14 protein-coding genes are annotated in these 19,671 nt (G+C 55.1%); 12 read left to right on the top strand and 2 right to left on the bottom strand.

Translation table 11 applies throughout. The features are described 5' to 3' along the window. The first annotated feature begins 5 nt into the window (after window positions 1–5). The 8 genes from ACFE8Q_RS07745 to ACFE8Q_RS07710 all read left to right on the top strand — a co-directional run bounded on the left by ACFE8Q_RS07745 (window position 6) and on the right by ACFE8Q_RS07710 (window position 11,622). Window positions 6–614 carry an HAD family hydrolase gene (locus tag ACFE8Q_RS07745; RefSeq protein ID WP_375444798.1) on the top strand — a complete coding sequence of 203 codons (609 nt, stop codon included), beginning with the start codon at window positions 6–8 and terminating at the stop codon, window positions 612–614. A gap of 187 nt (window positions 615–801) precedes the next feature. Next, window positions 802–3,447, top strand: a complete 2,646-nt coding sequence (locus ACFE8Q_RS07740) for a glycosyl hydrolase-related protein (protein WP_375444797.1) — start codon at window positions 802–804, stop codon at window positions 3,445–3,447. Window positions 3,448–3,469: 22 nt separating this feature from the next. Then, window positions 3,470–4,381: an ROK family protein gene (locus ACFE8Q_RS07735; RefSeq protein ID WP_375444796.1), complete on the top strand. Its 912-nt coding sequence runs from the start codon at window positions 3,470–3,472 to the stop codon at window positions 4,379–4,381. A gap of 18 nt (window positions 4,382–4,399) precedes the next feature. Next, window positions 4,400–5,323, top strand: a complete 924-nt coding sequence (locus ACFE8Q_RS07730) for a DMT family transporter (RefSeq protein WP_375444795.1) — start codon at window positions 4,400–4,402, stop codon at window positions 5,321–5,323. A gap of 21 nt (window positions 5,324–5,344) precedes the next feature. Continuing rightward, on the top strand, window positions 5,345–6,265 hold the full coding sequence (locus ACFE8Q_RS07725) for an SIS domain-containing protein (protein WP_375444794.1): 921 nt from the start codon (window positions 5,345–5,347) through the stop codon (window positions 6,263–6,265). Between the two features lie 127 nt (window positions 6,266–6,392). Beyond that, a complete protein-coding gene (locus tag ACFE8Q_RS07720) occupies window positions 6,393–7,601 on the top strand; it encodes a Gfo/Idh/MocA family protein (protein WP_375444793.1) in 1,209 nt (402 codons plus the stop codon). A 164-nt stretch (window positions 7,602–7,765) separates the two neighbouring features. After that, complete coding sequence (locus ACFE8Q_RS07715) at window positions 7,766–9,364, top strand: FAD-dependent oxidoreductase (RefSeq protein WP_375445150.1); 1,599 nt, start codon at window positions 7,766–7,768, stop codon at window positions 9,362–9,364. 119 nt (window positions 9,365–9,483) lie between these two features. After that, complete coding sequence (locus tag ACFE8Q_RS07710; RefSeq protein ID WP_375444792.1) at window positions 9,484–11,622, top strand: PQQ-binding-like beta-propeller repeat protein; 2,139 nt, start codon at window positions 9,484–9,486, stop codon at window positions 11,620–11,622. Between the two features lie 59 nt (window positions 11,623–11,681). Here the strand turns inward: ACFE8Q_RS07710 and ACFE8Q_RS07705 are convergent, their stop codons facing one another. Then, entirely contained in the window at window positions 11,682–12,464 is a 783-nt protein-coding gene (locus ACFE8Q_RS07705; protein WP_375444791.1) for a ferritin-like domain-containing protein, read from the bottom strand. A gap of 32 nt (window positions 12,465–12,496) precedes the next feature. Next, window positions 12,497–13,240 carry a ferritin-like domain-containing protein gene (locus tag ACFE8Q_RS07700; protein ID WP_375444790.1) on the bottom strand — a complete coding sequence of 248 codons (744 nt, stop codon included), beginning with the start codon at window positions 13,238–13,240 and terminating at the stop codon, window positions 12,497–12,499. 136 nt (window positions 13,241–13,376) lie between these two features. On the opposite strand from ACFE8Q_RS07700, the gene ACFE8Q_RS07695 reads away from it, so the two are divergent. The 4 genes from ACFE8Q_RS07695 to ACFE8Q_RS07680 all read left to right on the top strand — a co-directional run bounded on the left by ACFE8Q_RS07695 (window position 13,377) and on the right by ACFE8Q_RS07680 (window position 19,635). Beyond that, the gene (locus tag ACFE8Q_RS07695) at window positions 13,377–13,640 is read left to right on the top strand and encodes a hypothetical protein (protein ID WP_375444789.1); all 264 of its coding nucleotides are present in this window, start codon (window positions 13,377–13,379) and stop codon (window positions 13,638–13,640) included. A 207-nt stretch (window positions 13,641–13,847) separates the two neighbouring features. Next, window positions 13,848–17,096 carry a PAS domain S-box protein gene (locus ACFE8Q_RS07690; protein WP_375444788.1) on the top strand — a complete coding sequence of 1,083 codons (3,249 nt, stop codon included), beginning with the start codon at window positions 13,848–13,850 and terminating at the stop codon, window positions 17,094–17,096. Window positions 17,097–17,310: 214 nt separating this feature from the next. Continuing rightward, the gene (locus tag ACFE8Q_RS07685) at window positions 17,311–17,487 is read left to right on the top strand and encodes a hypothetical protein (protein ID WP_375444787.1); all 177 of its coding nucleotides are present in this window, start codon (window positions 17,311–17,313) and stop codon (window positions 17,485–17,487) included. Between the two features lie 225 nt (window positions 17,488–17,712). Further along, window positions 17,713–19,635 carry a sensor histidine kinase gene (locus tag ACFE8Q_RS07680; RefSeq protein ID WP_375444786.1) on the top strand — a complete coding sequence of 641 codons (1,923 nt, stop codon included), beginning with the start codon at window positions 17,713–17,715 and terminating at the stop codon, window positions 19,633–19,635. Window positions 19,636–19,671: the final 36 nt, after the last annotated feature.

Below are 19,671 nucleotides of genomic sequence, written 5' to 3'. Positions count from 1 at the left end.
TATCCATGATCAAGACCATTATTTTCGATTTGGGCGCTGTGCTCATCGACTGGAATCCACATTATCTCTACGAAACGATCTTTACCGATGAAGCCGAACGCCATGCGTTTCTGGAGACAGTATGTACCGCTGAGTGGAATGAAGAACAGGATGGCGGCCGCTCCATTCAGGAGGCGACAGAACTACTCCTGAGCCAGTTTCCACAGCACGAAACCGCCATTCGAGCCTATTACGGGCGTTGGCCCGAAATGCTGAGAGGGCCGATAGAGGGCACAGTGGCCATTTTCTCCGAGCTGAAGGCGTCTGGCAATTACACGTTTTACGCGCTTACCAACTGGTCGGCCGAGACGTTCCCGATTGCGCTGGCGACATACGAATTTCTGTCGTGGTTCGATGGGATCGTGGTATCTGGCGTTGAAAAAGACCGCAAGCCCTTCGCCTCGTTTTATAACACGTTGTTGAATCGGTACAACATAGACCCTGCCCAGGCGCTGTTTATCGACGATAACCTGCGGAATATCAAAGCCGCCGAACAGCTAGGAATTACCAGCATCCACTTCACCACCCCCGACGCCTTACGAAGCGAACTCGTAGCGCAGGGCATTCTGGTGTGATCCAGTGCTTTGTCTGATATACTCATTTCAGAACCAGTTGCTAACGTATGTTTCTTCGACTAGGTGCTGAAATGAGTACACCAGACGAACGATTTGCCGATGGTAAATCCGGGAAAAAGTGCAGCGAGGTCCGTTTAACAACCGTATGGTTGATACTACCGCCGGTTTGACGACACTTTCCGAATTTGTGAAAAAATTCTCCCTGATCCTTTCGTTACTGGGCTGTTTTTCGGCTATGCAGGCACAACCCGTGAAGCGCCTGTACATCGCCAACGACGACCATACCGACTATATGTGGACGGCCGATGAGGCCAGGTATGACTCGGCGTTTGTCCATATGCTCGATTTTTACCTGCACCAGATCGACTCGACAAAAGGTAATCCGGCTGATTTTCAGGCCCGTTTCAACTGCGATGGCAGCTACTGGCTACGGGCGTATCAGAAGTACCGGTCGGCGGCTCAGTTCAACCGGCTCATCGCGGCCATCAAATCAGGGCATATTGGTAGTCCGCTCAATACGCTGGTGAGCTGCTACGGGGCTCAGCCAACCGAGGCTGTACTGCGGGGAATGTACTATGCCGGGCAACTGGAACGTACCTACAAGATTAGGTTCAGGCTGGCCGAGGCAATGGAAAACAACACGATTCCACTGGGGTTGAGCGCACTCTGGGCGGGTTCGGGTGCTAAATACAGTTGGAAAGGCATTGGCGGTTACGGTAGCCAGATGACCTACGAATACCGCGCCAACCGACGGCATCAACTTTACCGGTACGCGGGCCTCGACGCATCAAGCGTGCTGATGAAGTGGTATGGATACGACGGCCGCCCCAACGCCCACACGCCCTTTGGCGGCTACGCCGAATGCCGACTGATCATTAAAACGGTGAACCCAACGAAAGAAATCGGGCAACTCGTGGAGAGCCTTGACGCCTTTTGCGATACCATTTCGGTGAACTCAACGTACCCGTACAACGTGGCGGGGGCGTTCGGATACGGCCACGACGATCTGGAAACGTTCGTCTCCAACCCGTTTATCGAAGCCGCCCGAAACGGTACGAAACCTGGCCGGAAAGTGCGCGTTTCCAACGAAGAAGACTTTTTCGAGGATGTGGCGCGTAGTTACCCGCGCTTGCTCTCCGAATCGGTGAGCTATGGCAATGAGTGGGATCTGTACTGCGCCTCCATGAACGAAACCACGGCGCGGGTACGTCGCTCTACGGAAAAACTACGGTCGGCGGAGGCGCTTGCTTCGCTGGTGGCGTTGAAAAAACCTGCGTTTGCCAGCCACCTGACAACCGCTAAAAACCTGGCCTGGGAATCATTCGGCATGTACTGGGAACATAACTGGACCGCCGATGGACCGGTGAAACAGTCGGTGCGCGCCACCTGGCAAAACAAGATTCAGCAGCAAATCACCAGCTACGTCGACTCCCTCTTTGCGCTTTCAGCCAATATGCTTGGCAGTCAGATCAAAAAAGCGGTCCGGCCCCGATTTTATGTATTCAACCCCCTAAGCTGGACACGTACCGACATCGCCGATCTGGCCTACTTAGCTACGTTCCCGGTTCGTGTGATCGACGTGTCGAATGGCAAAGAGGTTGCCAGTCAGTTTATTACGAAGGCTGGGCGGCCATTTCTGCGCATTCTGGCCGAGAACATCCCGTCAGTTGGCTACAAAGTATTTGAGTTAGTGCCCGGCACGCCCACCGCCAGACCGGCAGCGGCTACGGTTTCTGGCGAGTACATCAGCAATGCACGCTATCGGCTGCGGCTGAGCCCGTCGGGGGCCATCACGGAACTATATGATATAAAAGCCAATGGGCGGCAACTGGTAAAGGCCCTCGACGGTATGTACGTCAATCACCTGGGTGTGGCTGGAGGAAATCCCGTAAACATCAACGAAGGCCGCCCGGTCGTGGTCGAAAATGTGGGTCCGGTGTCGGTGACAATCAAGGCTGTTTCGCCTGTTCCGGTGCCGCATACAGTGCGCGTCACCCTGTTTGCCAACGGCGGCCCGGCACGCATTGAGGTGGAAGACAGCATTCAGGCCAATTTCAGGGATGTAAAGACCTGGTCATTTTCGTTTAACCTGATCAGTCCAACTACCCACCACGAAGAGTTGGGTGCTATTCTGACCGCCAGAAAAGAAACGCAGGGTGGCCACTATGCCGCCCGGAACGCCCGCCTCGACTGGCAAACGTTCAACCATTTTGCCGACCTGAGCGAACCGGGTTATGGCCGGGCCGCATACGGCGTTACCCTCTCGAACGTGGATTGCAGCTTCTTCAAACTCGGCAACAGCACCGTCGATTCACTGTGGGGCCAGTCGCCGCAGCTTCACGCACTGGCGGGCGGGCAGGTCGACACTAAGCGCGAAGACAAGGGTGTACTGGGTATTCGCGGGCAGAATGGCGAAACCGGTTTCCTGTACGAGTTCGCGCTGACGACGCATAGTGCTGATTTTGAGCCGGTAGCCGCCATGACGTTTTCGCTCGAACACCAGAATCCACTGGTAACGGGGCTGGTCACCGGCTCGGTAGATACGTACCCGGCCCAGACGTTTTCGCTGCTGAAGACGGGCAACGCCAAGGTGCTGCTGTGGGGTGTAAAACCAAGCGAAGAAGGCATCGGTCAGGGCCTTATTGCCCGCCTCTGGAACGTACCCAGCCAACCCGCCACCCAAACTCTAACGGCGGCAATGCCCATTCGGCAGGCCTGGCAAACAACGCATATCGAAACCAATGAACGGCCATTAAAACCGGCTGGCAGGCAACTGAAAATTAACGTCAGGCCAACGCAGATCAACACGTATCGGCTACAACTGACCAACTGATCCCCACCATTTTGCTCTGACCATGCACGCAATCGGTATTGATATTGGTGGAACCCGCACCAAGATCGGGTTAGTAAACCTGCGTACAGGGCAGGTGGAGGAGATGCTGATTGCCCCCACCGAAACCAAAGACGGACCCCGCTTCTTACAACTGATCGGCGAGGCCATCAGCCAGATTAACGCTAAAACAAAGGCCGCCCAACTCCCGTTGGCGGGTGTGGGTATTGGCGTTCCAGGCTTCGTCTTCGAAAATGGCGTGGTCGATTCGACCTATGGGTTCCTTGATTTCATGGAAGACTACCCACTTGCCCGCTACATCGGGCAGCAGCATGGGCTACCCTGTTTGCTCGATAACGATGCGCGCGTTGTGGCGTTGGGCGAAGCAATTTACGGACAGGGCAACGGCGCGGGCCGAGTGCTGGTGCTCACGCTGGGAACCGGTCTGGGCCTGGGCTTCACCATCAACGGTAAGCTCGACGGGCCACTGCCTTTTGCCCACATGGGCGGCCACATGACCATCACGAACAACGATACGCTATGCTACTGCGGCAAAACCGGCTGCCTCGAATCGCTGGTGTCATCCACGGGCCTCATTCAGATCGCCAACCGAAACGGCTGGCCGCTAACGTACCCAGACTTACCCCTGACGGCCGAGACGATTTTTAACCAAAAAAAAGCGGGAAATCCCGACGCCGCGCTGATTGTGCAGGAATACATTGGTTACCTGAAAACCGGCATCGACAACTATGTCAACCTGTACGCGCCCGACGTTATTGTGCTCGGCGGAGGCATTGCCAAAGGGCTCCGAAACGAGACCGGCCGCTTGCACAATCCTGCGTTGCTCAACCCATTCAAAGCCTACAAAACCCGTATCGCCATTTCCTCGCTCGAAGAGCAGGCCGGTATTCTGGGGAGTGCCGCCTTATTCATGTAGTGACGAACCAACCAATCCATGAAAACGAAACTTGACGGATGGATTCTGTATTCGATTGCCGCCGCCTTTTTTTGGGGCACCTGGGGCGTCGTAGCCAAGCTCATCTCCGATCAGGTGAGTCCGTTTACCAACCACCTGCTCTTCAGCACTGGCATGTTGTTTACCCTGCCATTGGTGCTGAAAAAGAGCAGCCAGACGAAGCCAAATCGTAGAGGAATCCTGTGGGGGCTGGTCGCTGGTATACTGGCTGTAATTGGAAATGTTGCTGTCTATCAGTCGTTTACGTCCGGTGGTTTGGCGGCTATCGTCATTCCGGTAACCAACCTGTACCCCCTTGTCACGATTGTTATTGCGCTGCTCGTCTTCAACGAAAAGCTCAACTGGATCAACGGCATCGGTATACTGATGGCCATCCCGGCCGTGCTTATGCTCTCGGGTGAATCGCTGCTGTTCGACAACCCCGCCGCTTTTTTTCAGACCATCGGCCTGAACTCGTGGCTCCTGTATTCACTCGTGGCTCTCTTTTTCTGGGGCGTATTCAGTGCTGCCCAAAAAGAGACGACCAACTACATTTCGGCCGAATGGTCGTACATAAGCTTTATCGTATCGTCGGTCCTGATTGCGCTGGTGTTCATTAGCTTCGGCCTGGTTGACCTGCACGTATCGACCAAAACGCTGGGTCTTGGCTCGCTGGCCGGCTTACTGAACGGGCTGGGCGTGCTGGCTAGTTTTGCCGCCTACAGTGCCGAAGGGAAAGCGTCTAAAGTAACTACCATCGCCGGGGCACTGCAACCCGTTTTCACGATCGTTCTGGCCATTATCTTTCTAAACGAAAGCCTTTCGCTGATCGAATCACTGGGTATCGGCCTCGCCATCGTCGGTGCGTTGACGTTGTCGTACGAGAAAGACCCGGTAACTGTACCATCAAACACGACCTCTTAAGTACCCCCCAACCTCCATCTTGTGAATCCAGTCCTGAACGAAATTTTAGAGATTCCCCGGCGCGCCAGCGACGTGCTGGACAGTCTGATTGAGCCGCTGCCGCTCAACACAACGTACCTGGGCATGGGCTCGTCGTACTTTGCCCCGCTGGCGTTTAAATACATGGGTATACCCATTCGGCCCGAACTGGCATCGGAGTATGTCTATTACCTGGCTAAAGGCAAAAAAGAGCCAATGGCTGTTCTGCTGTCGCAGTCGGGTCGGAGCAGCGAAGTGCTCTGGTGCCGCGAGTTATTCGATCAATATATAGCCGTGTCCAACTACACGGACGGCGAGCTATGTACCGCGCCGAATGTGGCGCGGGTGCTGCCGATCAGGGCGGGCGAAGAGCACTATTCATCGTCGAAAACCTACGTAAATACGCTGGTGTCGCTGTTCAAAGGCTTTGGTTTTGCACCCGAAGCAACTGTGGCCCTGCTCACCGACCGGTTTGAGCAGTACCGGCAGCAGGGCGAACAACTAGCCAGCCAGATTCTGGCGGTACGCGATCAATACCCCATTCACGGCATGTACGTGACGGGTAGTGGTCCAAACATCGGCACGGCCTACGAGGCGGCGCTGATCCTGAGCGAAAGCACGAAGCTGAATTTCCACGGCCTGCCCATGGCCCAGTATGATCACGGCCCCAAGGAAACCGCCAAAGACAGCATCGTTATCCAGATTATGGCCCAAGGTGCGGCCTATGAACGTACCCTACGCCTGTCGGAGGTGATCGCCAAAGCGGGCGCACACGTATTTACCGTAGAAGCACCCGATGTTGAGGAGCATTTTTCGATCCTGCACAACATCATCCCCTTCAACTTCATGGCCTATTACATGGCCGAAAAGCTAAACATCGGTGAAACGTTCGTCGTCGGCGGTAAAGTGACGGAAGCCGATTGACTGTATGGTCAGTTGCCTGTGGCGTCATTGGTGGTCATTTGTAGAAAATAATGAATTACCATCAATGACTACTAATGACGCCGCAGGCAACTGACCACTTAATGACTATCTAATGACCAATTTTCATATGCAACAAATAGCCATGCTTGGCGGCGGCTTTATTGGCCGCTTCTACGCCGAATCGCTCCACGGACAGCGGAGCCGCGACCGGGTAATCGCCATCTACGCCCGTCGGGAAGAAACCGCCCGGAAATTTGCCACCGACTACGGCTGCACCGTCTGGTCGACGGATATGGAGGCCGTTATTGCCCACCCCGACGTGACGATGGTGTGCATTGCCCTGCCTAATAACCTGCACGCGGCGGCGGTTGAGCTTTGCGCCAAACACAAAAAAAACGTGGTGTGTACCAAACCGCTGGGGCGCACCGCCGACGAAGCCCTGCGGATGATGCAGATGGTGGAAGAGGCGGGTATTTTCGGCGGCTACCTCGAAGACCTGTGTTATTCGCCTAAATTCCTGAAGGCACTCGAAACGGTAAAAAATGGCGCATTAGGCCGAATCCTGTGGGCAAAATCCCGCGAGGCGCACCCTGGACCGCACTCGAACTGGTTCTGGGATAAAGAGCAGGCCGGTGGCGGCTGTATGCTCGACCTGGGTTGCCACTGTGTTGAAATTGCCCGTAGCTTCATCGGAAAAGACGTTCGGCCGGTCGAAGTGATGTGCTGGGCCGCCACGCAGGTAAAACCCATCGACGCCGAAGACCACGCCATTGCGCTGGTGAAATACGAAAACGGGGCCATTGGCCAGTTTGAGGTGAGCTGGGTTTTCCGGGGCGGCATGGACCTCCGCGACGAGGTCATGGGCACCGAAGGCACCATCTGGATCAACAACTTCCTGCGCACCGGTTTCGAAATGTACTCGTCGGGCAAAGGGGCCGATTATGTGGCCGAGAAAGCGGAAGCCAACTCGGGCTGGCTGTTTCCGGTGGGCGATGAGGTGAACGACCTGGGCTATAACCACATGTTTACCGACATGTTCAGTTCGTGCGAAGCGGGTCGCGAGCCTGCCGAAACATTCTACGATGGGTACGTGGTAAACGCCATTCTCGACGCGGCCTATCGCTCGGCCGATACCAAGCAGTGGGAGCCGGTGCAGCTACCCGTCTGGCGCGGTCGGGAAGGACTTACTCAGGAAAAAACGCTTACCGACTACGACGCTGATTTCTATCTGATTAAAGAGGAGATTACCCACGATGGCCGCCATAAATTGATCCTGAAAGACAAGATAAGTGGTAAAATCGTTGAGAAGGACCTGCCAAACCAATCGGTTGGGTAGGCGTGAGAGAAGTAATACCCTGACCGGGCCGCCTTTTCCGGTTCAGATCAACGCCATCGTCCATGAAAAACTATGTTTTCCTGTGCGGCTTCATCAGCAGTATTATCCTGTTTGGTAGCAACGTACCCACTATCTCGACCAAACCAGGGGCTACTCTGAACAGAATGGCCGGGGTTCGGCGGGCCGACGTGGTCATTTACGGGGGTACATCGGCGGCGGTGATGGCGGCGGTGCAGGTGAAAAAGATGGGCAAGTCTGTCATCATTGTGTCGCCGGATAAACACCTGGGCGGCTTGTCGTCGGGCGGGCTGGGCTTTACCGATACGGGGAATAAAGAGGTGATTGGTGGTCTGTCGCGCGAGTTTTACCAGCGGCTGTACACCCATTATCAGCAGGATGCCTCGTGGGCATGGCAGAAACAGGCCGACTACGGCAACAAAGGCCAGGGCACACCCGCCATCGACGGTAGCAGCCGGACCATGTGGATTTTTGAGCCGCACGCCGCCGAACAGGTATTCGAGGCGTTGGTAAAGGAACATAACCTGACCGTCTACCGCGATGAATGGCTTGATCGAACCACGGCAGGTCGGTCGGTAAAGAGCATTCAGAAAAAGGCAGGCGCGATTCAGTCATTCCGCACCCTGAGCGGACAGGCCTACGCCGGAAGAATGTTCATCGACGCCACTTACGAAGGCGATCTGATGGCGGCGGCAGGTGTAAGTTATCACGTTGGCCGCGAGGCAAATAGTGTCTACGGCGAAACGCATAACGGCGTTCAGGTGGGCGTGTTTCAGCATGGTCATTACTTTAAGGCCAACATTAGCCCCTACAACGTACCTGGCGATCCGGCGAGTGGGCTGTTACCGGAAGTGTCGGCCGAAAAACCGGGCGAAAATGGGTCGGGCGATAACAAGATCCAGGCGTATTGCTTTCGGATGTGCCTGAGCAACCATCCCGATAATCGCGTGCCGTTTCCAAAGCCAGCGGGGTACGATCCGGCACGATACGAACTACTGGCGCGGGTCTTTGCGGCGGGCTGGCGCGAGACATTTAGCAAGTTCGACCCCATTCCCAACCGGAAAACCGATACGAACAACCACGGCCCGTTCAGCACCGACTATATCGGCAAAAACTACGACTATCCCGAAGCGACGTACGAGCGTCGGAAGCAGATTATTCGTGATCATGAGTTGTACCAGAAAGGGCTGCTGTATTTTCTGCAAAACGATGCCCCCGTACCGGCCGATGTACACGAGAAGATGCAGCAGTGGGGGCTTCCCAAAGATGAATTCACAGACAATGGCAACTGGCCGCACCAACTGTACATCCGCGAAGCACGGCGCATGAAGGGTGTTTTCGTGATGAAGGAAGCTGATGCCCTCGGCAAAACGAACGTACCTGACCCCATCGGCATGGGCTCATATGCGCTGGATGCCCACAACGCTCAGCGATTTGTGAAGGCGGATGGGTACGTTCAGAACGAGGGCGATATTGGCGTGCATCCCGATAAGCCGTATTCCATTGCTTACGGCTCCATCTTGCCGAAGGAATCGGAATGTACCAACCTGCTGGTGCCGGTCTGCATGTCGAGTTCGCATATCGCCTACGGCTCCATTCGCATGGAACCTGTTTTTATGATTCTTGGTCAGTCGGCAGCGACGGCGGCGGTGCTGTCTATCAACAAAAAAGTGTCGCCGCAACGGTTGCCGTACCAAGAGTTGAAACAGGTATTGTTGACTGATAAACAGCGCCTGACGTTGTAGAGACGCATACTTGCGTCTGGGAGGCGTCAGCTTTTGTAACAATCGAATTGCTAATTGCTGACGCCTCCCAGACGCAAGTATGCGTCTCTACACAAATCAACCAATACAATTTGGTCACCATGCACAACACACATATACTACTCAGGGTACTGTCAATAGGTGCTGTTGCGCTGGTCGGGCTGCTGGGTCTGGAAATCAGTTCGCCTGAACCCGATACCAACTGGGCGGAGTATAACGGTGATGGGCAGCGAAGCCATTATTCGGTGCTAAAGCAGATTACGCCCGGTAACGTACAGCAACTGAAAGTGGCCTGGAGCTACGCGTCGGGTGGAGCCGACACGGTGCGCAACAGCACCCAGATGCAGTGTAATCCGATCGTTATTGGTGGTGTATTGTACGGGGTGTCGGCCAATACACAGGCGTTTGCCGTGAATGCGGCGACGGGGAAAGAAATCTGGAAAACCAGCCTGCCCGATACCGACGGCACCACCAGCCGGGGCGTTACCTACTGGGCCGAGGGGAACGACGAGCGGATTTTCTTCGGGGCGGGTGGCGGCCTCTACGCCCTCGATGCAAAAACGGGCAACGTCATCAACACATTCGGAAAGGCCGGCCGAATCAACCTGAAAGATGGAATCGACCGACCCGGTGGCGATAATTACGTTCGACCCAATACGCCGAATACCATTTATAAAAACCTGCTGATCGTGGGCACCCGCCTGGCCGAAGGGGAAACGGCGTTGCTGGGCGACGTGCGTGCCTTCGACACCCGGACGGGGCAGCTTGTCTGGACGTTTCATACCATTCCCGAACCGGGCGAGTATGGCTACTCAACCTGGGCACCCGCCAATCCCCGGCAGCGACTTGGCGGGGCCAACGCCTGGGCGGGCATGGCCATCGACCGGGCGCGGGGCATCGTCTACGTACCTACGGGCTCGGCGGCGTATGATTTTTATGGCGGCAATCGGAAAGGCGATAACCTCTTCGCCAACTGCCTGATTGCGCTGGATGCCGCTACCGGCAAACGGCTCTGGCATTTTCAGTTTGTTCACCACGACATCTGGGATCGTGACCCGCCTTCGCCGCCCAACCTGCTCACGGTTGTTCAGGGCGGCCCCGACGGTCGGACCCAACGCATCGACGCCGTGGCGCAGCTTACCAAGCAGGGCCACGTGTTTGTCTTTGATCGGGTAACGGGTAAATCCCTGTTTCCGGTGGTCGAAAAAGCGTTTCCGGGCGATGGCGTGGCGGGTGAACAAACGAGTAAAACGCAGCCAATTCCGCTGAAACCAGCCCCGTTTACGCAGCAGACCTTTACCGAAAAAGACATCAATCCCTGGACATCAAACCGGCCCGCTATCGTGGCCATGCTGCGCAACGCCCGTACGGGCAGTCCGTACATTCCGCTCACCTCGGAAACGACCGTCTTTTTCCCCGGTACGGATGGGGGAGCGCAGTGGGGTGGTGCCGCCACCGACCCGGAAGGGACGATTTATATTCCGGCGAAGCAGAATCCGTGTTATTCGACGCTGATTTTAAAGGAACAGCCCGTTGCCAATGCGCTGGTATCGAACAACCAACTGTATACGGCAAACTGTGCTGCCTGCCACGGGGCCGACCGCCGGGGAAACCACGACGGGTCGTATCCGTCGTTGCTTGGTATCGACAAACGCCTGTCGACCGAAGCCATCAATCAGGTGTTGCTAAAAGGGCGGGGAATGATGCCGTCGTTCTCGCACCTGCCTGACGCTGACCGCAAAGCGATCGTTGATTTTCTTCAGAATAAAAGCAGTGCGGTGCAGGCAGTCCAGGCCAAAAAAGGAGACGTGCCATATCAGCATACGGGTTACAACCGCTGGTACGACAGCAACGGGTATCCCGTGAGTGCGCCGCCCTGGGGTACGTTAACGGCCATCGACCTGAACACGGGCGAACACCGCTGGCAGGTTCCGCTGGGCGAATACCCCGAACTGAGCGCCAAAGGTATTCCGGCAACGGGGACAGATAATTATGGCGGTCCGCTGGTAACGGGCAGTGGCCTGCTGTTCATTGCCGCCAGTAAAGACGGGCAGTTGCGGGCTATCGATAAAAAAACGGGCAAAACCATCTGGCAATCGGCCTTGCCAACGGCTGGGTACGCTACACCCGCTACCTATTCGGTGGGAGAGAAGCAGTTTATTGTCATCGCCTGCGGTGGCGGAAAGTTAAAGTCAAAATCGGGCGACAGGTACGTTGCCTACGCACTTCCAGATCGTTAACCAGACGTTGGACTTTAGACGTTGGACATTAACAACGTCCAACGTCTAAAGTCCACTGGTTACGCCAGGAACTGGCTAACGATGGCCAGTACATCCTGTTTGCTGAGCGGCTCGTCGAACGATTCCGTCACGATCTCGACCGATTTGCCAGAGGCACTTGTCAGTTCAACGCCGAGCTGATTGGTGACGTTTTCGCCCGCGTAGATAGCCGCCGGTAAAGCCGTTGAATCAGCACCGGTGATCCAGCCTTTGACACCCCGCAGTTCCCGCAGCCGCGACGCATGACGGGCTTCGACCGAATGAATGTTCAGGGCCACCTCCAGAATAGCCGGGGCATTCTTCAGGTTGGTTGCCTGCCCTTTGTAGGCTCGCACGCCCGTGTCTTCAAAGGCCTGGGCCAACGTCAGGTACGTGTCGAAGCTGGCAAATACGGTTGGGTAAAAACCTTTGCCGGTAAAATCGAACGTTGGTTTAGGCACCGCCTGCATCCCGAGCACCGACTGCAATAACCGGACGTGGGCTTCTTCATGCTTGCGGATCTGCCGGAAGATCTTCATGTACTGGCTGGGAATCAGGCCGGCCGTTTCGGTGCCCCGAATGTAAAATTCAGCTTCCAGGTATTCGAGCGTCAGGGCGAAGTTCAGCACGTCTACCACGTTGGCGGGTAACCCCGATTGGCCATAGGCGTTGGTCAGGGCCGAGGTAAGTACCGCAGGAGCCGCCAGTTTCGCGGCTTTTGTGGCCCACATGCTGAACAGGTGGCGGCGTGATACATGAGCTAGCCGGTCGATAATCTCGCCATCGACGGATTCCAGCTCGTTGAGCATATTTTGCAGGTTCATAGCTGAGTGTCTGTTTTCGATGATAAAGAAAATTAGGCCAGGCTAAAGACGAGTGTCTCTTCGATAAACGGAGCAACAATAGAGAGTACTTCGCCGGGTTCACGAGACCGTTCCAGCCCCTGGCCGTTCACGGGCAGATCGCCGGCAAATGCATCCGAGTTGGGAAATTGCAACTCGCTCAGGTAGGCCGCATGCCGGGCCTCGACCGACACAATCTTACCCGCCGTCAGCAGGTATGCGTCCGTTTTCAGGTATTTACCAGCACCGTTATAGGCCGACACGCCAATGTCTTCGAACATACGCCCTACGTCGATGGCTACAGAGCGCTGTTTGAAGTTAATGCCGCTGAAGTTCAGCGTCAGTCTGGGAATAGCCGCTGACCCCAATGCCCGCTTGAAGAATTCGCGGTGAGTCACCTCGTGGTCGCGAATGTCCATCAGCCGACCGAGTTCCTTCGACGTGAACTCTGGCGACGGGTTGGCCAGCATCAGTTCATAAAATGTTGAATCGAGTTGCTCCAGCGCGTAGGCGTAGTTCAGGATCGCAATCTCACCCGTGCCCAGATCTACAACGACACCGTTGCTCGCTTGCCGGGCATACTTGCCGAAGTTGTAATCGTTGAGCGTTGATGAGGCAGTAACCTCATCGGCGGTTGGTGTGCAGGATGACAGGATGCCACCCACTACCGCCGCACCACCCACATAACGCAGGAAGGACCGACGACCTACCCCGTCGAGGCGGGCAGGCGCTTCTGGTAATACGTTAAGTTTTTCCATAATCGTAGAAAATAGATATTGGTTTTCCTTTCACCATTTGTTCGGGAAAGCACCAGCAATAATCGGTTTCCGGCTTTTTGGATATAGATATTGAGGATACGGAAACGGCGGCTACACATGCCGATGCCAGGACAGTATGGCCGTTTATGTCGGCTTGCCTCGCTTGGTCGATGCCCTGCTTCGCTATCCGGGTTTGCCCGACTCAGGATTAAGTAAGGATACGGGCACCACCAACGGAAACACGTTGCGGGTCATTGGTTCGGGTAGTGCATTCCTCATCGGCACCCGGCAAACCGACCAGACAAACTACTCACTTGCCGACCCCGGAGAGTTGGTCAGTGTTACTCATCTGCAACTACATATGCTGGCTCGCGGGGCACAGTATGTTATTGATATGTAATGACTTGTCTGTTTTGTAGCTAGTTTTCGCCTTGTATGTCCTTGTGATAGAACAAGTATAGATTGTGTGCTTATTTAAGCGACAAAGTTGTAGAATATGTACACCTGTCTCTAAAAAAATATATACCTTCAGGAACTTAGCGTCATAGTTAAATAAACACCTCTTTCCATTCATCGGTTTAGCCGGAAACATGCTAAGCCAGCGTGTATGGTTCATTCTACACCCAAAACGAATAACGTGATTAAGCCGTCAGAATCATGGGCTGTGGCAGGCAGCTTCGAGTCGATCGAGGCCTATCGCAGCCTGATCGACCTGGTGGCGCAGGCTGTCTGGGAGACCAACGCCAATGGTCAGGTTGTTGCCGATTCGCCAAGCTGGCGGGCTTACACGGGCCAAACCGAAGCTGAGTGGCTGGGCGAAGGATGGGTTAACGCAGTTCATCCCGACCAACAATCGTATGCCCTACAGAACTGGCGGGAGGCTATTCGGACACATACCTGGGTTAATGCTGAGTTTCGGTTGCGCAACCCCGCTGGCGGCTGGCGATGGACCAACGTGCGGGCAGCGCCAGTGCTGGACGCCAACGGTGAGGTGAGCAAGTGGGTGGGTATGAACATCGATATCAGCGAGAACCGACGGACGGGAGAAACGCTGCGTGAATCGAAAGCGAATTACCAGACCCTTTTCGAGAAGATCGACGAAGGCTGCTTTCTCTGCGAGATCCTGTACGACGAGACGAATGCCCCCATTGATATTCTGTACCTGAGCGCCAACCCGGCCGCTGCCCGGATGGTTGGGCAGGATTTCACGGGTCGGCGGCTACGGGAAATCGACGCCAGTTACGAAGACTACTGGTACGAGATCTTCTACCGGGTTGCCCGAACAGGCCAGAGTGAACGGATGGAACAATACGCCGAGTCAGATAAAAAGTGGTACGATTTCTCCGTGTTCAAAGTTAGCGATCGGGGAAGCCGGATAGCGGTTGTTTTTCAGGATGTTACCGGGCGAAAACGCCAACAGGCGAGTGCTGCTTTTCTAATTGATATACAGAACAACTTCACCAATCTATCGTCTACCGATGAGATCATGCAGACCATCGGTGCCAGAATTGGTGAGTACATGCAGGTGAAGACCTGTAATTTCCTGGGTGTAGACTTAACACAGCCCGAAGAAATAACCGTAAGCTATGGCTGGGCATTGGATGGTTACCCAGACCTGCAGCATCAGAAATTTCGCATTCAGGATTTCATAAGTGGTGGCGAATTTCATCGGGTAAGCCGACAGGGAGAGACGATGGTCGTTTGTGATACCCGGACAGACCCGCGTACAGACGGCGAGGCGTGCGCCCGGTTGAGGGTAGGCGCGTTTGTGAGTGTTCCGTTCGCTAATTCCGGGGAGTCGAACTATCTATTTTCCGTTTCAGACGGGCAACCGCGCGCCTGGCGCGACGACGAGATCAGCCTGTTCGAGAAACTGGCCAATCTAATTTTCCCCCGGCTCGAACAGGCACGTACCCAGGAGGCATTACGCCGCTCGGAAGAGCGAATGCGCATTGCCATTGAAGCGGCCGAGATGGGAACCTGGGAATGGAATTTGCCCGATAATGAAGTCTACTGGAATGAGCAGCATTTTCTACTCTTCGGTATGCAACCCCACCAGCGGGCCGTTACTCCCGATGAATTCATGCGGCATGTTCACCCGGATGATATCGACCGGATAAAGGCTAAGCTGACCTATGCTATTCAGGGGAAAACCATATACAAGGCTGAGTTCAAGGTCGTGCACGAAGATGGAACCGTACGCTGGATGAGTGGTTACGGGCGTGTTACCGCTGAAGAAGACGATAAGGCTACCCGGCTCAATGGCGTCATATTCGATATCGACGACCGGATAGAGGCCGACGAGGCGCTGCGCCAAAGTGAAGAGCAGCAGCGCATTGTTATGGCCAGCATCACCGACCACGCCCTGATCACGACGGATACCCACAACGTGGTGACTAGCTGGAACGTCGGCGCTCAGAAACTGTTCGGCTACACGGCAGAGGAAGCCATTGGCCAATCGGCCGCCTTTATTTATACGCCGGAAGATCGGGCAGCAGGCGTGCCGGAAAAAGAAGCTCAGACCGCCCAACAACAGGGGCAGGCTGCTGATGAGCGGTATCAGGTCCGAAAAGACGGCTCCCGATTCTTTGTATCAGGCGTTCAGTCACCGTTGTACGACATGCAGCAACGCCTGCTTGGGTACGTTACCGTAGCGCGTGACCTAACGCAGCGCCAGCAGATGGAAGAAGAACTGCGCGAAGCCGATCGGCGTAAAGACGAGTTCCTTGCCTTGCTGGCTCACGAACTACGAAACCCGCTGGCGCCAATCCGCAATGTGTTGCAACTACTGAAACTGACGAGCGGTGGAGACGAGACCATCGGTCCCGCGCTGGCAATGATGAGTCGGCAAGTCGATCACCTGGTTCGTTTAATCGACGACCTGCTCGACGTGAGCCGAATCAGTCGGGGTAAGCTCGAACTACGCCGGGAGCGGCTCGACTTGACGGCCCTGGTGCAGCAGGCTACCGATGTGATGCGGCCACTGTACGACAGCTACCGTCGTCAGTTGGAGGTGAACCTGCCCGATTTTCCTATCTATCTGTATGGCGACGCTACCCGACTCACTCAGGTGGTCACGAACCTGCTGACCAATGGCGCTCGCTATACCCACTTGGAAGGCCACGTCTGGCTAAGTCTGGAAATTGAGGTGACCGACACACTACCCGGATTGGCCGATGGACCGCCTATGGGTGTGGCGGCTGTTCTGCGGTTGGGCGACAACGGCATTGGTCTAGCCGCCGACCAGTTGGAGCGCATTTTTGACTTATTCGTGCAGGTAGACTCGTCACTCGATCGGGCGCAGGGCGGCCTGGGCTTAGGACTGACGCTGGTTAAGCAACTGGTTGAGTTGCATGGCGGGCGGGTAGAGGCCCGGAGTGCAGGTTTGGGCCGGGGCAGCGAGTTTATTGTTACGTTACCTACGTTACTGAAACCAACTAAATCCATGAATCAAGTAAGTGAACTAGCCAGTGCCATAGGATTAAGACAGCGTATTCTGGTCGTAGATGACAATCGCGATGCGGCCGATACATTGGCTATGTTGCTGAAATTAAAAAAGCACGAGGTACACGTGCGCTACAGCGGGCGCGAAGCCATCGAAGCGGCCGAAACCCTTAAGCCGGAGATCGTTCTGCTGGATATCAGTATGCCCGAACTGGATGGATACCAGACGGCAATGCTGATTCGGCAACAGCCGTGGGGTAGTAGCCTGGTGCTGATTGCCTTGACAGGCTACGGACAGGAAGAAGACAGGCGGCGTAGTTTTGAGGCTGGTTTTGATGGTCATCTGGTGAAGCCCGTCGACCTGGCAACCTTACTGCAACTGATGAGTTCACTTCGTTCCGTGAGGGGTTAGGTGAATGGCAATGCAGGGGCAGTTGCGAACGCCAGGCCGGGTATTTCGGTGACTTGTCGAGTTGTTTCTGGGTGGTCATAGGGTTGGGCAGGTAGTCAACGTACCTGTTGAGGTACTCCTGCTGGCCGTTTAACCGATAAGGAGTTGATCAGGCTTCGTAAAAAAAGCGACCATTCGGAGTTTACCGGTGCCGTGTAACCTGGTTCCCGTGATTATGCTCAGTGGTTCCGACAGGCGGTCCGATATCAGTGAAGCCTACAGTTGGGGTAGCTCCTCCTACCTGGTTAAACCGATCACCTTTGCCGGTTGGCTGGATTACTTCAAGCAACTGCGGACCTACTGGTGGGAAACGGTGACCCTCCCCGTGATTCGCCCGTCGTTCTCTTTTTGAGGGGTAGTAGTCGATGATTGGAGCATTACTATACTACTCATTTTCCAGCTCATCTGGTGAGAAACCAGGCTGGTTTACTAGAAAATGAATGCCCGAATAGTCTCGCGGGGGAAAGTCGAGCGCCAGGTACGTACCTGGTGCCCAACTTCCAATACAATAGGTGGCAGCGAGCGACAATGTACGTAAATGAGGTATATTCAACGCGATATATTCATTTACGTACCAATGAAACAGCTTTTCAGCCCTGGCACACTACCCTGCCTCCTGCTGTTTTTACTCTTATCTGCTTTGGCGGTACAGGCCCAGGTGACTCAGGAAGATAGCCAGCTAGTCAGTAAGCCACAACCGCTGAGGAGGGAAAATTACCGCCTGAAAGCAGCGCTGTCGAGACCCGTCGGCTCCGTTGCCGTGGCCGATTCGCTGCTGACCCTGTCGCGCCAGCTTGCCTATCCGTCGGGCCAGATCGTTGCGCTTTGCCAACTGGCCAGTATACAGTTGCCGCAACAGCCTCAACAGGCAGCGGCTAATCTACAGGAAGCCAATCGGTTAGTCAGTCAGCTTCAGGACACCAGAGAAGCGGGTTGGGTGATGGGGCAGGTAGCCCGAATTCAGGCCAACACCATGCGCAGTTCTCCGTCATTGGCGGCTTCCTTTTCGCCACTGATGGAGTCGGTGGGTAAGGCCCTGAGCACCAGCATGGTCTGGCGTAGCCGAACCAAAGACGGTACATCTGTTTTCGGTGAAGCAATGCCTCCTACAGACAAACGCACGATGGATCGGCGAGCCTCACCCGAACGCCCGGCCGACTACGTACCACCAATTCCCGGCCTTGATTTTGACCCCAGCCGACTGCGTTATCTTCGGGTCAAGCCCGATTTCGTAGACCGGTTGCTCGACACCCTGATCCTGTTCGATAAAAGCAGCCCGCAGGTGGTTCAGCAATTGACCGCCCGCAAGAAACTACGCGATTCAAACCAGGCGTTGAGCACGGCCTTTGCCCGCGAAGGCGATTATGCGCAGGCATACCGCTACTTTTTGCAATACACGGCCTACAAAGACAGCCTCACCGCCGAGGCAACCAGTCGGCGGCTGGCTTCGCTGGCGTACAAGCAGAATTTGCTAAAAAAAGAGTCGCAGATTCAATTGTTGACAAAAGATCGCCAGCTTCGCGAGCAGGCGTCGAACAGGCAACGGCAGTATGTGCTGGTGTTGATTGGCTGCATTGCCCTGCTGATCGGCTTTTCGTATATCCTGAGCCGGAACAACCGCGCCAAACACCTGGCTAATCAGCAACTTAGCGAACAGAAAGAAGCCCTTCAGGAAACGCTGGCGCAACTGAAAACCACGCAGACGCAACTGATTCAGGCCGAAAAAATGGCGTCGCTGGGTGAGCTGACGGCGGGTATCGCCCACGAAATTCAGAACCCGCTCAACTTCGTCAAGAATTTCTCGGAAGTCAGCACGGAGTTGGTTGGTGAACTCATCGAAAACCAGCAGCAGCCGCAGCGCGACGATGAACTGGAGGCCGACCTGCTGACCGATCTCCACCAGAACCTTCGGAAAATAACCGAACACGGCAACCGGGCCTCGTCGATCATCAAAGGCATGCTGGAACACGCCCGCACCACCGGCGACAAGAAAGAACCTACCGATCTGAATGCGCTGGCCGACGAATATGCCAAACTGGCTTTCCACAGCATTCGGGCAAAAGATAAAGACGATTCGACGGTTGGATTTACGGCCAAACTAACCATCATTCCCGACCCTGAACTGGGTAAACTAACTATTGCCCCTCAGGAAGTGGGGCGGGTGATTCTCAATATTGTCAACAACGCATTTCATGCCGTACAGAAGCGGCAACAAACGGCTGGGCCTGACTACCAGCCCGAGGTAATCGTACAGATCAGCCGGGAAGCAAATCAGGCCCGTATCCGTATCAGAGATAACGGAACGGGTATTCCGGCGTCGATCAGGCAGAAGATATTTCAGCCATTTTTTACCACCAAACCCGCCGGACAGGGTACCGGCCTGGGGCTGTCGCTCAGCTACGACATCATCACAAAAGGTCACGGCGGAACGCTTTCCCTCGACAGTGAAGAGGGCCAGTTCACCGAATTTACCCTGACTTTGCCAACAGCTACGGCTTGATCGGAAACGTACCTGGCACCCCAAGCCTGTCGAAGG

Origin of the sequence: uncultured Fibrella sp., from assembly GCF_964250085.1 — a bacterium.
In the GTDB taxonomy this organism is placed as follows: domain Bacteria; phylum Bacteroidota; class Bacteroidia; order Cytophagales; family Spirosomataceae; genus Fibrella.
Note: the sequence above shows the minus strand (reverse complement) of the source record. Positions and strands in the feature narration are given on the sequence as shown.

Bases quoted from the DNA above. Each gene is read 5' to 3' on its own strand.
- ACFE8Q_RS07745 (WP_375444798.1), top strand. From the start codon at position 6: ATGATCAAGACCATTATTTTCGATTTGGGCGCTGTGCTCATCGACTGG.
- ACFE8Q_RS07735 (WP_375444796.1), top strand. From the start codon at position 3,470: ATGCACGCAATCGGTATTGATATTGGTGGAACCCGCACCAAGATCGGG.
- ACFE8Q_RS07730 (WP_375444795.1), top strand. From the start codon at position 4,400: ATGAAAACGAAACTTGACGGATGGATTCTGTATTCGATTGCCGCCGCC.
- ACFE8Q_RS07720 (WP_375444793.1), top strand. From the start codon at position 6,393: ATGCAACAAATAGCCATGCTTGGCGGCGGCTTTATTGGCCGCTTCTAC.
- ACFE8Q_RS07715 (WP_375445150.1), top strand. From the start codon at position 7,766: ATGGCCGGGGTTCGGCGGGCCGACGTGGTCATTTACGGGGGTACATCG.
- ACFE8Q_RS07710 (WP_375444792.1), top strand. From the start codon at position 9,484: ATGCACAACACACATATACTACTCAGGGTACTGTCAATAGGTGCTGTT.
- ACFE8Q_RS07705 (WP_375444791.1), bottom strand. From the start codon at position 12,464: ATGAACCTGCAAAATATGCTCAACGAGCTGGAATCCGTCGATGGCGAG.
- ACFE8Q_RS07700 (WP_375444790.1), bottom strand. From the start codon at position 13,240: ATGGAAAAACTTAACGTATTACCAGAAGCGCCTGCCCGCCTCGACGGG.
- ACFE8Q_RS07695 (WP_375444789.1), top strand. From the start codon at position 13,377: ATGGCCGTTTATGTCGGCTTGCCTCGCTTGGTCGATGCCCTGCTTCGC.
- ACFE8Q_RS07690 (WP_375444788.1), top strand. From the start codon at position 13,848: ATGGTTCATTCTACACCCAAAACGAATAACGTGATTAAGCCGTCAGAA.
- ACFE8Q_RS07685 (WP_375444787.1), top strand. From the start codon at position 17,311: ATGCTCAGTGGTTCCGACAGGCGGTCCGATATCAGTGAAGCCTACAGT.
- ACFE8Q_RS07680 (WP_375444786.1), top strand. From the start codon at position 17,713: ATGAAACAGCTTTTCAGCCCTGGCACACTACCCTGCCTCCTGCTGTTT.